This is a genomic window from Carboxylicivirga mesophila (assembly GCF_018271975.1).
GTDB lineage: Bacteria > Bacteroidota > Bacteroidia > Bacteroidales > Marinilabiliaceae > Carboxylicivirga > Carboxylicivirga mesophila.
Genome location: NZ_JAGUCN010000002.1, coordinates 56,117 through 69,422, shown reverse-complemented (window position 1 = coordinate 69,422; position 13,306 = coordinate 56,117). Strand labels below are relative to the sequence as shown.

Annotated in this window: 12 protein-coding genes and 1 pseudogene; 4 read left to right on the top strand and 9 right to left on the bottom strand. The window is 41.4% G+C overall.

Annotation, left to right across the window (positions count from 1 at the left end; translation table 11 throughout):
• Nucleotides 1–66: 66 nt before the first annotated feature.
• The 5 genes from cysQ to KEM09_RS02375 are packed head-to-tail and all read right to left on the bottom strand — an operon-like array spanning nucleotide 67 to nucleotide 5,335.
• Nucleotides 67–897, bottom strand: coding sequence for a 3'(2'),5'-bisphosphate nucleotidase CysQ (gene cysQ / locus KEM09_RS02395; protein ID WP_212224920.1), 831 nt, complete (start codon nucleotides 895–897; stop codon nucleotides 67–69).
• The gene (locus KEM09_RS02390; protein ID WP_212224918.1) at nucleotides 897–1,412 is read right to left on the bottom strand and encodes a hypothetical protein; all 516 of its coding nucleotides are present in this window, start codon (nucleotides 1,410–1,412) and stop codon (nucleotides 897–899) included. Before KEM09_RS02390 ends, cysQ begins: the two co-directional genes overlap by 1 nt.
• Nucleotides 1,412–2,215: a DUF4296 domain-containing protein gene (locus KEM09_RS02385; RefSeq protein ID WP_212224916.1), complete on the bottom strand. Its 804-nt coding sequence runs from the start codon at nucleotides 2,213–2,215 to the stop codon at nucleotides 1,412–1,414. The genes KEM09_RS02390 and KEM09_RS02385 overlap by 1 nt, the downstream gene beginning before the upstream one ends.
• A 10-nt stretch (nucleotides 2,216–2,225) precedes the next feature.
• Nucleotides 2,226–3,623: a sugar transferase gene (locus KEM09_RS02380; protein WP_212224914.1), complete on the bottom strand. Its 1,398-nt coding sequence runs from the start codon at nucleotides 3,621–3,623 to the stop codon at nucleotides 2,226–2,228.
• A gap of 56 nt (nucleotides 3,624–3,679) precedes the next feature.
• Entirely contained in the window at nucleotides 3,680–5,335 is a 1,656-nt protein-coding gene (locus KEM09_RS02375) for a capsule assembly Wzi family protein (RefSeq protein ID WP_212224912.1), read from the bottom strand.
• Between the two features lie 306 nt (nucleotides 5,336–5,641).
• Here KEM09_RS02375 and KEM09_RS02370 point away from each other — a divergent pair, with 306 nt between their 5' ends.
• Genes KEM09_RS02370 through KEM09_RS02355 form a run of 4 tightly spaced genes read left to right on the top strand, consistent with a single transcriptional unit; the run spans nucleotide 5,642 to nucleotide 9,224 of the window.
• Complete coding sequence (locus KEM09_RS02370; RefSeq protein ID WP_212224903.1) at nucleotides 5,642–6,634, top strand: acyloxyacyl hydrolase; 993 nt, start codon at nucleotides 5,642–5,644, stop codon at nucleotides 6,632–6,634.
• Nucleotides 6,631–7,386 (top strand): GIN domain-containing protein, encoded by a 756-nt coding sequence (locus tag KEM09_RS02365; RefSeq protein WP_212224901.1) that lies wholly within the window; start codon nucleotides 6,631–6,633, stop codon nucleotides 7,384–7,386. Before KEM09_RS02370 ends, KEM09_RS02365 begins: the two co-directional genes overlap by 4 nt.
• A 12-nt stretch (nucleotides 7,387–7,398) precedes the next feature.
• Nucleotides 7,399–8,169: a glycosyltransferase family 2 protein gene (locus KEM09_RS02360; RefSeq protein WP_212224887.1), complete on the top strand. Its 771-nt coding sequence runs from the start codon at nucleotides 7,399–7,401 to the stop codon at nucleotides 8,167–8,169.
• Nucleotides 8,170–8,171: 2 nt separating this feature from the next.
• Nucleotides 8,172–9,224 carry a glycosyltransferase gene (locus KEM09_RS02355; protein ID WP_212224885.1) on the top strand — a complete coding sequence of 351 codons (1,053 nt, stop codon included), beginning with the start codon at nucleotides 8,172–8,174 and terminating at the stop codon, nucleotides 9,222–9,224.
• Between the two features lie 53 nt (nucleotides 9,225–9,277).
• On the opposite strand, the gene KEM09_RS02350 is transcribed toward KEM09_RS02355, so the two are convergent.
• The 4 genes and pseudogenes from KEM09_RS02350 to gmd form a co-directional block, all read right to left on the bottom strand.
• Entirely contained in the window at nucleotides 9,278–10,324 is a 1,047-nt protein-coding gene (locus tag KEM09_RS02350; RefSeq protein ID WP_244824778.1) for a mannose-1-phosphate guanylyltransferase, read from the bottom strand.
• A gap of 57 nt (nucleotides 10,325–10,381) precedes the next feature.
• Nucleotides 10,382–11,500 carry a GDP-L-fucose synthase family protein gene (locus KEM09_RS02345; protein ID WP_212224883.1) on the bottom strand — a complete coding sequence of 373 codons (1,119 nt, stop codon included), beginning with the start codon at nucleotides 11,498–11,500 and terminating at the stop codon, nucleotides 10,382–10,384.
• A 65-nt stretch (nucleotides 11,501–11,565) separates the two neighbouring features.
• A pseudogene (locus KEM09_RS02340) lies at nucleotides 11,566–11,961 on the bottom strand (GxxExxY protein).
• A 46-nt stretch (nucleotides 11,962–12,007) separates the two neighbouring features.
• On the bottom strand, nucleotides 12,008–13,123 hold the full coding sequence (gene gmd, locus KEM09_RS02330) for a GDP-mannose 4,6-dehydratase (protein ID WP_212224878.1): 1,116 nt from the start codon (nucleotides 13,121–13,123) through the stop codon (nucleotides 12,008–12,010).
• Nucleotides 13,124–13,306 lie beyond the last annotated feature (183 nt).

Below are 13,306 nucleotides of genomic sequence, written 5' to 3'. Positions count from 1 at the left end.
AAATTCTTTAACGAAGAATAGTGTTGAATAAAAAGATAGTAAATGAACACATTCAATAATACGACACTAAAGCAGCCAATAATCAGCTGCATTTAAGCCCTTAGCCAGCGTTAAAAACCAGCCATTCAGCAAATCTTTTCGATTGTATTTCATGGGCGCCTTTGAATGCCAGTCGAACAATTGTCCCCCCGATGCTTCCACCACAGCCTGTCCGGCTGCAGTATCCCATTCCATAGTAGGTCCAAGGCGTGGATACAGATGTGCTGCACCTTCGGCTACCAGACACATTTTTAAGGAACTTCCTCTTGAAACGACATTTACAGTGCCTTCCTTTTCTTCCAAAGCCTTCACAAAGGTCTCCGTTTCTTTGGAGAAATGGCTAACACTGGCCACCACCGTACACACCTCTGCTTCCTGACAAGGTAGTTGAATACCTACCACATTCTCCAGCAGTTCATCAACATTCATATCCTGCCAGTCATCTGCCAACTCAGCTTTATAAGCACCGGAAGCATCGCCCCAGTATAACCATCCCAGATAAGGCGCAAAAACCACTCCCATTATCGGACGTTGATCTTCAACCAATGCGATATTTACGGTAAATTCTCCACTACGCTTAACAAACTCCTTGGTGCCATCAAGTGGATCTACAATCCACAGTTTAGTCCAACCACTCCTTTGATTGTATTCAATGGCATCCCCCTCCTCGCTCAAAACCGGAATATCGGTTGCATCAAGGTAGCTGGCTATCACCTGATGGCTTTTCAAATCGGCTTCAGTAAGCGGCGAATCATCACTCTTAAGCCTGACTCCAAAATCATCAGAATTAAACACTTTTAGTATCTCCTTACCAGCCTCCAAGGACGCTTTTATAACTAAATATGTATGTTGATTCATTATTTCTGTATTATTCTAAATGATGACTTCTCTGTAATGGAAAAATTCCTTAAATCGATATTTTGCAAAACAATTAAACCAGGAATAGCCCCTTCGCCAATAATACCCCACTCGGTATTACCAAGCAATTGAGCCGCCCTAAAGGTGTGCTTCAACAGATAATGCCCTAAAGGCGCCATACCCCTTTGCTCTTTAAGGATTTCCTTTATCGCAGACCATGCGCGTTGATAATCATCGAGTGCAATTATATCTTCGCCCTCTTGCCATCGCAGTACACCATTAATCAGACCTAAACGTTTCACATCCGCAATGACTTTGGCATCAGTTGAATAACATGAAGCCACGAATCCAGGAACAATAATGCCGGGGAAATATTCTAAACCCGGCTCTTCTTTAAATTGATGACCCATCTCACGCACACCAACAATTCTTCCGTCGACATCCAATTCTACAACTGGTGACTTCCCAAAAGTACCATCCGACTTTAAATAATAGTGAGCACTAACCTTGCGCATTATTGTAGATCTACTCTCTCCATTCCAACAGTAGGGATGAAATTTAGCTTAACCTCTTCAATATCAACCACCGTTGCTGTTGTCGTATCATGTTCCAACAAAAAACCGCTCACATTTATCACGTGTTTACCTGCGTCAATTTTATGGGAGATATTACCATTCACTTTGTTAAATGATTTATGAATCTGGTAATATACAGTATCCAAAGTACTATCGGCATACAAGGCAATCATCTTCATTTGAGCACTGTCTAAGAAACCTCCTTCTCTGAAGGTATAGCCTGCGTATAAACGAAGAATACCACCACTGATGGAATCTAGCTCAATACTGAATGGCACTCGGTTATCCAGCGAGTCAGCCTTATTAAATGGCACATGAAAGGCTGTGCTATCATTCCACAACTCTAATCTGCTGGGTACTTTGGGTAGCTTCTTCTGCTCTTCTTTTTCCTTATTCATTTGGTTTTTGAGCTCAGCATCGCGTCTGCTCAAGATCTCAATTACTTCACTATAAACATCTGACAACACTACCGGATGATCTGCATACCATGCCATGGCGCTATCAAACTCGGCTTTGCTCATTTGGTGCTTATCCAATACGTATTTATAATAGCCTGAAACACGATCTTCATCCCCAGAGTTATACGACAGACGTGTTTGCCCCAAAACACTTTCCACCTGATACACATCTGCTAACACCTGAGCCATCTCCTTTTCGCCAGGTAGTCCTCTTGGCACCTTTGGACGTGTTGAACATGCACTCCATAAAACCAGCACAATTAGTAATAAAATATACTTTTGCATAATTAGTGTTTTACCGCCCATCAGCTCTTAACATGGTTCGAATCGTTTTCAATATAATAACAAAATCAAGCCTTAACGACCAGTTGTCAATATACTCCAAATCCATACGCATCCACTCCTCAAAGGACACATCATTGCGGCTTGGTGATATCTGCCAGACACATGTTATACCTGGCTTCATAGACAAGCGCCTAAGCTGCCAGCGCTCATACTCACGCACCTCTGCCGGCACAGGCGGACGAGGTCCTACAATAGACATATCACCCAATAGGACATTAAAAAACTGTGGTAATTCATCCAAACTCGTCTTTCGCAAAAAGTATCCTATTCCTGTAATTCGCGGATCCTTTTCAATTTTAAAGACAGGGCCATCCATTTCATTCTGCTCCATTAAACTAGCCTTGAGATCCTCGGCATTGGTCACCATGGTACGGTATTTATACACCCAAAACTTACGCCCCCGCATACCAACACGTTTTTGCTTAAAGAAGATGGGGCCTTTGGAGGTAAGTTTAATACCAATGGCAATACCAATAAACACAGGTGAAAAAATGGTGATAACCAAAAAGGAAGTTATAAAATCAAATACACCCTTTAATTTCAACAGTAAATAATCTACCGGTGTATTGGATATCGTCAAAACAGGCGTTGTATCAAAATAGTGCAGGTGTGTTTTATTAGTCAGCATATTGAAAAATGGCGACGACATACGAAAAACCACTCCTAACTCATTGCAACTTGTTAAGAGTGCCATTATTTCTTCCATCTTTGCCTTCTCGCGACAATAGATAACCTCATCTATCGTTTTATCCTCAATCAGTTTATCAACATCTGCATCCTCAGGAAGTAATGGCACGAGGTCACCAATTCGCTCATGTAATTCCACATTGCCTACCACACCAATTATACGATAACCCCATTCTTTATATTTCAGCACCTGCTTAACAAAGGTAATAGCTGATTCATCACCAACTATGAGGATGTTACGGTAATTTAATCCTCTGCGGCGGGCACTCTTCAAGTAGGAGAAAAACACGACCTTTAGCACAAATAGGAAGGCTGCCGACACAGCTCCAAAATATATCAATGGTGTGACTCCAATATAGTGCAGATTAAACATAAACACGGCCAGGGCCAAAGCTCCAACACCAATAATAGTCATCCCAATCACATTAAACAGCAGTATTGAAAATGGCCTGGAGCGATATATTTCATTGGTTCTAAAAGCTTTTGACAAAAGCAACCACAAGCCCAGCACCACCAGGTGCAGGATAATGGAATCTTTATTGCTTAAAAAAGTAAACTGTCCAAAGTATAAATAGAACGCAACATCCAGAGCCAACCAGGCAATGATTGAATCTAATATCGCCAGAAAGTTGTATACGACTCTTTCTTTTTCCTTTAACATTCGCGTGTGTTTTATTTCTTACAAAAGTAAGTAAATAGATATATAAAAAAACAATATTACCAGTTTAGACCAGGCACATAAGTCAGGCTCATCTGCCCGCCGACAGATTTATACAGCTGACCAACATCAAAAGCCAGCTTACCCTTTACACTCAGATTTTTTATCCATGGCATATTCCAATCCAGCTCAACCATAGAATAAACCTGCCTTTTAGAGTCTGAAAAAAAATAGTCTTCAGTGCGCTCCCAACTATACCGCCCACGAAACTCTTCCCCATAACTTCCTTTATTAATGGTATAGGTACTTTTAACCTGGTATTTCAAATTGGCATTGATTCGCCCTTCAGCGCCAATATGGAATCCATTCACCCTGTTATTGTAAAAATATACCTGGTCAACCTCCTCCCATGGTTCAGCGTAGCGCCTTACTTTGTCTGCCGTATGATAAAGTGCAGTACCCATATTCATCCCATGGTATACCCAACCGTTATAATAAGACCCATTATTCATGTAATCATCTCTACCTCCATACATATGCCCCTCATTTAACTCTACCTCCAGGTAACGCGACACCTCATCTTCCGTCCAGCCTGTGCGGGTTTCACCAAATACCTCGTACATAAACCCATCCAAATCATCATTTATTTCATGCATCCAGATAATGGAACCCTGCTTATGACTGCCGTAGTCAACGGGGTACAATGGATCAGGGATACCATACCCTGATTGATGATCAGTTCTAAATACTTCAACAGAAACACCACTTAACCATTCTATATTCTTTGGATGAATCAAAAAGCCCAAATAGTAATCCTTATCGTAGCGGTTATATACCTTTAAACCTGAAGCATCGGCAAATGGCTTTTGGTAATACAAATGTATATCTGCCTTATCTGTGTTCCAGTTAAAACCAAAATCCCACATACCCATATGAGCACCAGCAGCATTAGTTTCTTCCCCTCCTCCTAAAGTAGCTGAGCCCTTAGCCATAAACGTTGACCAGAAGTCTACCGGTATTTTATTCCCATTGGGACGGGTACCTCCGTATAATGCCGAATGCACCAGGCCTGCATATGGCTTTACCGCTGTATTACCAAGGCGTATGTAGGCAAACTTCTCATGCAACAGCAGATCATTGGCACTATTATTCCGTTCCACTCTCTCATCATTCAACCAACCTTGCGATATACCTCCTTTTATCTCTACCCAATTTTTGGTAAATCCCAAAGGCAAATAATCGAAGATCCCCACAGTAACACGTGGAATGGGTCTGGCATTTGAATTCATCAGAAAACTACCCGATGTGAGTTCATCGTTGTAAATAATGGGTGAGAACTGTTGCTTCCCCAGAGAAAAATCAAGAAACCAGGCATTGCCACTTAGGTAAGCCTCCTGCAATACACTTTCTGAGATATCAACGTTCACCAGCCCTCTGACACCTGCATCAAGCGAAAAGTTTCCCTCATCATATATAAAATACTGTGCTCCCAATTCAGTAAGCATGCCAAAATGCCCGAACTGTTCAAATCGTCCCCACTCATTAGCTGTAAGCCACATGGGGCGGATATCGTTGGAAGAGACCTGGGTGTGCAAAGATACATCTACCTTAACGGCATCATCTTGTGCAGCGATAGTCATACAACCCCAGGCAAACACACACGACAATAGTAATTCTTTAAAAAAAGTAATGCGCTTAATATTCTTTTCTATCATTTTCATTTATATCAAAAAAACAAAAACGCAAAGATAATGATATGCCTTGTGAAAGAGAATCAACAAATGTTATTAATCTGCAGGTATTAGTTTTATCTATAGATTTAACTTATCCTTTTATTATCTTCGCTGCTCAATAATTAACAAATCAGAACATTGAGAAGCCTGCTATTAATCACTATTTTATTTACCCATATAGTCACATCAAATGGTCAAGCCTCTGGTAACATAGACAACAAACTTCAGAAGCACACGTATCTTACCACGAGGCTGCATGGAGGCATTGTGGTGCCTCACCATGTCAATATGATGTACTTTATTGATGATTTTTCGGGAGGCATTGAAATCACCTATGGACGCTCCCTCTTTACACCCCAGAGTTGGCAAAGTTACTTTAATTACCCTGAAATAGGACTTGGTTTTTATCATGGCACTTTTGGCAATAAAGATATTTATGGGACTGGTTATGCCCTTTTCCCGTATATCAACTATAACATCTATCGCAACCCTAAACTTTCTGTCCAGAATAAAGTATCTATGGGCCTGGGCTATGCCACTAAACCTTTTGATATTGAGACCAACACTTATAATACCGTTTTCAGTTCACACCTGAATGTCTATATCGGCCTGGCATTGCTTATGGATTACCGTATCCACAAGAATTTTTCGCTTTCTGCCAGTGCCTCATTAACTCATTTATCCAATGGCGCCTACCGCAAACCCAACCATGGTGTCAACACCCTCACGGCCAGCCTTGGTGCCAAGTACCACTTTAACGATGCACTAACACCTGTATTGCCAAAAGAAGTTGCACCACCAAGTAACAAACGCGAAGTATTGATTGTAGGAAGCATAGGGAGAAGCCAGAGTACCCCGTATAATCAGCAACTCTACTGGAACGGCAGTTTAAGCATCAATCACCTGTGGCATATCAATGAAAAAAGAGCAGTAGGCCTGGGGTTTGACCAGTTTTACTCTGAAACAGCTCCTTACAGCTGGGAGGCCTACGAGAAGGCCGGTGAAGATGTCACTTTCTCCACACAAGATTACCTCTTTAATGCCGTATTTGCCTCCTACAATGTTTTCCTCGGTAAAACCACGTTATTTGTGAATGTAGGCACTTATTTACACACCAATATTAAACCACCTCAGCCAGTTTACCCAAGATTAGGCATCAGACATTATGTTACCAAAAACTTAATTGCTAATTTTAGCGTTAAAGCCAGCTTCTTTCGTTCTGAATTTCTGGAATTTGGACTGGGTTACAGCTTCCGCTACAACAAGAAGAATAAAGCATGAGAAGATTGATTTACATAGCCTTAAGCTTAACTACCCTCCTGCTGTTTGCTGCCTGTGAATACATACATAACCTCATGGATGATGGTGACATTACTCAGCAGGAACAGATGATAGGCCCCATCCATCATATTGTAGCTGACGCACCTTGCCGGATTGTGTTACACAACAATGAAACAAACCAGGTATTGATTAAAGGCGTCAATCGCTTACTCGACGACCTTGAACTGTCAACGAACAATGGTACGCTAACCATAGAGCATAACAAAAAGAACTTCTTGCAAAAGAGCAAACTCATTGAAATTGGAATCTCGGCCAGGCATCTTAATAAGATAACAGCCAACATGGCTATTGAAATAGAAGCGCCTGAAACTATAAAAGCTGATCAATTTGCCATGATTGTGAATGGTGGTGCCAAATTTGCTGAAATCTCACTCAATCTGGACTGCCAAAGTGTTACACTTAATGTTTATGGCAATAATAATATTGGCAACTATTACATTGGCGGCAACAGTGCCAATAGCTCATTTACCCTGGAAGGAAGCGTTAACATCGATGCTTCTGAACTGAGAAGCAACACCGTTAAGGTCATACATAAATCAATTGGCAGCTGCAAAGTATTTCCGGTGACCAGCCTGCAGGTATATACCTATTCGTCGGGTAACACCTATTACAAAGGTCAGCCAGCTATTGAGCACGAACGTATAAAGGTCAGTTATCTGCAAAACACGGGTAACGTAATAAAAATTGATTAAAAGATTCATCATATGAACGCCCCTAAAGTAAGCTTATTCTTAACCACCTATAACTGGACTGAAGCACTATCACTATGTCTGCAAAGCATAGCTGCTCAGTCGCACCTTCCGGATGAAGTCATTGTGGCCGATGATGGCTCTGGTGAAGCCACCAAAGCTATCATTAACCAGTTTAAGGCAGACTTTCCATGTCCATTGATACACGTTTGGCAAGAAGACAAAGGCTACCGTATCAATGCCATTCGAAATAAAGCCATAGCACTAGCTTCACATCCATATATTATTCAGATAGACGGTGACATTATCTGCGACAGGCATTTTGTGAAAGATCATCTGTCTTTTGCCAAGGCCAACCGATTGGTCATTGGACGCCGAACAGATATATCAGCACTGGCTACGGACCAATTTTGTCAGGAACTCAAGTATGACCATCTTTCCAGCTTCAGAAGTAAGGCAGTAGCCATTATGCACCAGTATCTGCTGTATGATGATAAGAAAGTAAAGGGTGTAAGAGGCTGTAATATGGCCTACTGGCGAGACGATGCCTATAAAGTCAATGGATATGAAGAAAGTATGACGGGCAAAGGGCCAGATGATAAGGAATTTGCCATACGCCTGATTCATGCAGGCATCAAAGCCTATAATCTGAAGTTTTACGCCATTGCTCACCACCTTTACCATGGCGATGAGGGATTACGCAATAACTATGGTGATAATCAACGGTGGTATGCCAAAACTATCAAGGCACGTCGAATAGAAGCCCTTAAAGGTTTAAATCAATAAGCATGAATATCCTGTTTGTGTGCTCGGCCAAAGCGTGGGGTGGTAACGAAAAATGGACAGCGATGGCCATGAAAGCATTATCTAAGAACCATCGCCTCTTTTTTGTTGGAAAAAGCTCAAAGCTGCTAACTAAATTTGACCCACAGGAAAAGGCCTTAACACTTCCTTTTCGCTCCTATTTTGATTGGTACACCTTTAATGCATTAAAGCGTTTTATCACTCAAAACCAGATTGATGTGGTGGTAAGCACCAAAAAAAAGGAATACTTTATGTGTGGCATCATAGCCAGACAATTGGGTATTAAACACATTATTCGCCTGGGTGTTAGCCGAAGAATGAATATTCCTTTCTGGCATAAATTGAACTACCGCACGCTGAACGATGGTGTAATAGTAAATGCCGGTTACTTAAAAGAAGAACTCAGTAAAAACTCCGTGTTTAATCAACACCCGATACATGCCATTTATAATGGTATTCCCGGATTTTATTCTGACAGTCCTCTGCCCGAGAAGCAACAACATGCTAAATTTATTATTGTCAGCAGCGGGCGGATTACCAGACAAAAGGGCTACGGCCTGCTTATTGAGGCAATCAACCTACTGGATGATGAACTAAAACAACAGGTAGAGGTGCGCATTATTGGCGAAGGGCGCAATAAAGAAGAATTCGAACAGCAATCAACCAGCCTTCAGCTTGACAACAAAATTCGTTTTTATGGATTTGTAGATACCCCGACATTACTGATGAAGGATGCTGACCTATTTATACTTTTATCTGAGCGCGAGGGTATATCCAACAGCATCCTGGAAGCCATGACCCTGGGCATTCCGGTGCTGTCAACCGATACCGGTGGCATTAAGGAAATCATCAAAGAGAACGAAACAGGTTATTTGGTTGAACGCACCAGTGAGGCCATTGCACAGAAACTCACGAAACTTATCGAAAACAAAAACAACATTGATCAAGTTGGCAAAAGCGCCTTTGACCTTATCCAAGCAAAGTTTGCTTATGATGTGTTCGAACAAAACATCAACGCACTTTTCAATCGCCTGTAAACAACAAAAGCTCACCATTGAATAGTGAGCTTTTGTGATATAAATTATCTTTTCTAACAGTTCTTCTGAAACTCCTTTATACGTTGCTCTTCAGACTTTTTACACACCATAAATACGCCATTGGCTTCTGTAACAATGTAGTCATCCAGGCCCTGAAGCACCACTTTACGGTTATCCGCCACGGTTACAATATTATTTGTACAATCGTATAACTGCACCTCTGAACCAACTACACTATTACCTTTCTCATCGCGGGTTCTTTTCTCCCATAAACTGCCCCAGGTTCCTAAGTCAGACCAGCCAAAATCGGCAGGTAATACATAAATATTGTCAGCATGCTCCATGATGCCATAGTCGATGGAAATATTCTCACACTTTGGAAACTCTTCATCAATAAAAGTTTGCTCCCCTGCTGTGAAATATTTGTCTGTTCCAGCTTTAAAAATACCGGCTACTGCTGGTAAATGTTGCTGAAAGGCCTTCATAATAGAAGCAGCTGACCAAAGAAAAATACCCGCATTCCAAAAATAATTGCCTTCTGCCAGATATTCCTCGGCCTTTTCTCTGTTGGGTTTCTCCTTAAAAGCTTCTACTTTACGGAAAGTATCATTGCCAGGTATAGCGTGAATATAACCATAGCCTGTCTCAGGGCGATGTGGTGCAATGCCAAGCGTGAGCAATACATCGTTTGAGGTCACAAACTCCAAACCTTTATTGACCACTCGTCTGAACTCGGTCTCATCTGTGATGAGATGATCCGACGGTGCCACAACAATATTTGCCTGCGGATTTCTTTTATAAATCTTATAGGTAGCATAGGCAATGCAAGGTGCTGTATTACGCATGCATGGCTCCAGCAAAATCTGCTCATCTTTCACTTCAGGCAATTGCTCATTAATAATGCTCTTATAGTTCTTACTGGTCACTATAAACACATTTTCAATAGGCACAATGCCTTGCAATCGCTTAATGGTTTGCTGAATCATCGTTTGCCCCGTTCCCAAAATATCCAGGAATTGCTTGGGTGTTTCCGGGGTACTCATCGGCCAGAAGCGCGAACCAATGCCGCCGGCCATGATGATTAGATAGTTGTTATTCATAATTTCAAAAGGTTAGAGATGAGAACTGAGGAGAGAGAGATGAGACATTCTCACCACTCACTTCTCTTCTCTCATTTCTATTTTTTTATACCACTCATACATCTTCTCAATACCCTCTTCAATATCAATCCGGTGATGCCATCCCAGCTCATGAATTTTAGTCGGATCGGTTAATTTACGCATCGTGCCATCCGGTTTATCGGCATTAAAAACCAAGTCACCTTCAAAACCAACTTTTGCTTTGATTGTTTCAGCCAGATCTTTTATTGAAATTTCTTTTCCAGTACCAATATTGATATGTGTATTACGCACTTCTTTGTCTGTTGAATCATAGGTATCCTTGAAGTCCACATTTTCCATCACATATACACAGGCAGCAGCCATCTCCTCCGACCAAAGGAATTCTCTCATTGGCTTACCTGTACCCCATATTTCTATAGAAACGCGCGAATGACCCGAATTATCGCTAATTAAACGAATACCGTATTTATCAAGCTTATTAAGTATTTCGTCTTCCGAATGACTCCCATTGATACCTTCGATGGGATTTTTATCCAGGTCTGCACACAATGCTGTCCAATCATTATTCTGCAGACACTTACCCAAATGATTTTTACGAACCAGAGCGGGCAACACATGTGACTTCTCTAAATCGAAATTGTCATTTGGCCCGTACAGATTGGTTGGCATCACCGAAATAAAGTTGGTGCCATACTGCAGGTTGTAAGATTCACACATCTTTATCCCAGCAATCTTGGCAATCGCATAGGGCTCATTGGTGTACTCCAATGGAGAGGTCAATAAACAGTTTTCAGGCATTGGCTGCGGTGCCTCTTTGGGGTAGATACATGTAGAACCTAAGAACAATAATTTCTTCACTCCATGCATATGAGCTGAATGAATCACGTTATTCTGAATCATCAGGTTCTCGTATATAAATTGGCCACGATAGGTATTATTGGCCACAATACCCCCTACTTTAGCCGCTGCCAGTATCACATACTCCGGCTTTTCTGTTGCGAAGAATTGATCAACGGCTACAGCATCCATCAGGTTAAGCTCGCTTATTGTGCGTCCAACCAGATTCGTGTAGCCCTTATTTTGAAGTGTTTTCCATAGAGCAGAGCCGACAAGGCCTTTGTGACCGGCTATGTATATTTTATCTGTATATTTCATATACATGCGAATTTTACGAATGATTACTAATTGTGCGAATTTAAAATACGAATTACTCGAATACCTTAAGAACTAGGCGAATGATTGGAATTAATGATGCGTTTGTAAGTTAAAGATGGGGTACCAAAATTGACCAATAATCCAAGCCTATGATTGATGGCTCGCAAGTAATTGCCCGTTTGTTCATATTGATGCTTTGCAAAGTTATTCGTTGATTTAATCTCAATAACAACGGCATCATAACAAACAAAATCAGCAATATAATACTTCCTCAATGGCTCCCCATCATAATAAATAGTCAACTTCTTTTGACGCTCAAAAGGAATCTCCTGTTAAGCAAATTCCTTTTCTAATGCTTCTTGATACACCGCCTCTAAAAAACTAGGTCCCAATTGTGAATGAACAGCCATACAGGCACCAATAACTTTATAGCTCTCTTCCTTATATAGTATATCAGTCATCCTCAATTCGTCTAATTCGCATCTTCATTCGCCCAATTCGCGTGAATTACTCAAAGTAATTCAACACTTCATACCCGCCATCTTTCAAATAGCGGTCCTTCTTCATCAACTTCACATCCGACTCCATCATATCTTTCACTAAACCAGCCAGGTCGTATTCCGGCTCCCAGCCCAGTTTTTCTTTCGATTTGGTTGGATCGCCAATTAACAGTTCCACCTCTGTTGGACGGTAATAAGCCGGATCTACTTTTACTACTTCTGTACCAATCGCTACCTGATACTCCGGGTTAGAACATGCCTTGATAACCCCAACTTCGGCTTCCTTCTCACCTTTGAACTCCAATTCAATCCCTACTTCTGCAAAGGCCATCTTCACAAAATCGCGAACAGTGGTTGTCACACCTGTTGCAATCACGTAATCTTCGGGTTGCTCCTGTTGCAAAATCAGCCACATGGCCTTGATGTAATCCTTGGCATGTCCCCAGTCACGTTTGGCATCCATATTACCAAGGTACAAGCAATCCTGCATACCCAAGGCAATCTTTGATACCGCTCGGGTAATCTTACGGGTAACAAATGTTTCACCGCGTAGGGGGCTTTCGTGGTTAAACAGGATACCATTACAGGCATACATGTTATAAGCCTCACGGTAGTTCACGGTAATCCAGTAGGCATACATCTTGGCGACAGCATAAGGAGAGCGTGGATAGAAAGGAGTGGTTTCCTTTTGCGGTACTTCCTGCACCAAACCGTATAGTTCAGATGTTGACGCCTGATATACTCTTGTTTTCTCTGTCAAGCCCAATAATCGAATCGCTTCCAATATACGCAGCGTTCCTAATCCATCAGCATTAGCTGTATATTCAGGCGTATCGAAACTCACCTTCACATGGCTCATAGCTGCCAGGTTATAAATCTCATCGGGCTGCACCTCCTGAATAATACGCGTCAGGTTCATGGAGTCTGTTAAGTCACCATAATGTAGAATCAGATTACGGTTCTCCACGTGCGGATCCTGATACAAATGGTCAATACGATCGGTATTAAACAAAGAAGAACGACGTTTGATACCGTGTACTTCGTATCCTTTTTTCAATAAAAATTCGGCAAGGTAAGCGCCGTCCTGACCGGTGATACCGGTGATGAGTGCAACTTTTGACATAAAATAATCATTAGGTAGCGTCTCGTGGTTTAAATAACATTTAACCTCCGGACTTTTATGTAGTAATCAGTTTATTAAAATTTAGTCCACAAATATCGGCTTATATTAAGTAATTTCCAAAAGGGTAGGATTCGTTTGATGAAAATACTTAACACAGAAAATTAAGAAGAATTTAAAACTCTT

Coding starts and splice junctions, on each gene's coding strand:
- gmd (WP_212224878.1), bottom strand. CDS start 13,123: ATGTCAAAAGTTGCACTCATCACCGGTATCACCGGTCAGGACGGCGCT.
- KEM09_RS02385 (WP_212224916.1), bottom strand. CDS start 2,215: ATGCAAAAGTATATTTTATTACTAATTGTGCTGGTTTTATGGAGTGCA.
- KEM09_RS02345 (WP_212224883.1), bottom strand. CDS start 11,500: ATGAAATATACAGATAAAATATACATAGCCGGTCACAAAGGCCTTGTC.
- cysQ (WP_212224920.1), bottom strand. CDS start 897: ATGAATCAACATACATATTTAGTTATAAAAGCGTCCTTGGAGGCTGGT.
- KEM09_RS02350 (WP_244824778.1), bottom strand. CDS start 10,324: ATGAATAACAACTATCTAATCATCATGGCCGGCGGCATTGGTTCGCGC.
- KEM09_RS02355 (WP_212224885.1), top strand. CDS start 8,172: ATGAATATCCTGTTTGTGTGCTCGGCCAAAGCGTGGGGTGGTAACGAA.
- KEM09_RS02375 (WP_212224912.1), bottom strand. CDS start 5,335: ATGATAGAAAAGAATATTAAGCGCATTACTTTTTTTAAAGAATTACTA.
- KEM09_RS02370 (WP_212224903.1), top strand. CDS start 5,642: ATGATGTACTTTATTGATGATTTTTCGGGAGGCATTGAAATCACCTAT.
- KEM09_RS02380 (WP_212224914.1), bottom strand. CDS start 3,623: ATGTTAAAGGAAAAAGAAAGAGTCGTATACAACTTTCTGGCGATATTA.
- KEM09_RS02360 (WP_212224887.1), top strand. CDS start 7,399: ATGAACGCCCCTAAAGTAAGCTTATTCTTAACCACCTATAACTGGACT.
- KEM09_RS02365 (WP_212224901.1), top strand. CDS start 6,631: ATGAGAAGATTGATTTACATAGCCTTAAGCTTAACTACCCTCCTGCTG.
- KEM09_RS02390 (WP_212224918.1), bottom strand. CDS start 1,412: ATGCGCAAGGTTAGTGCTCACTATTATTTAAAGTCGGATGGTACTTTT.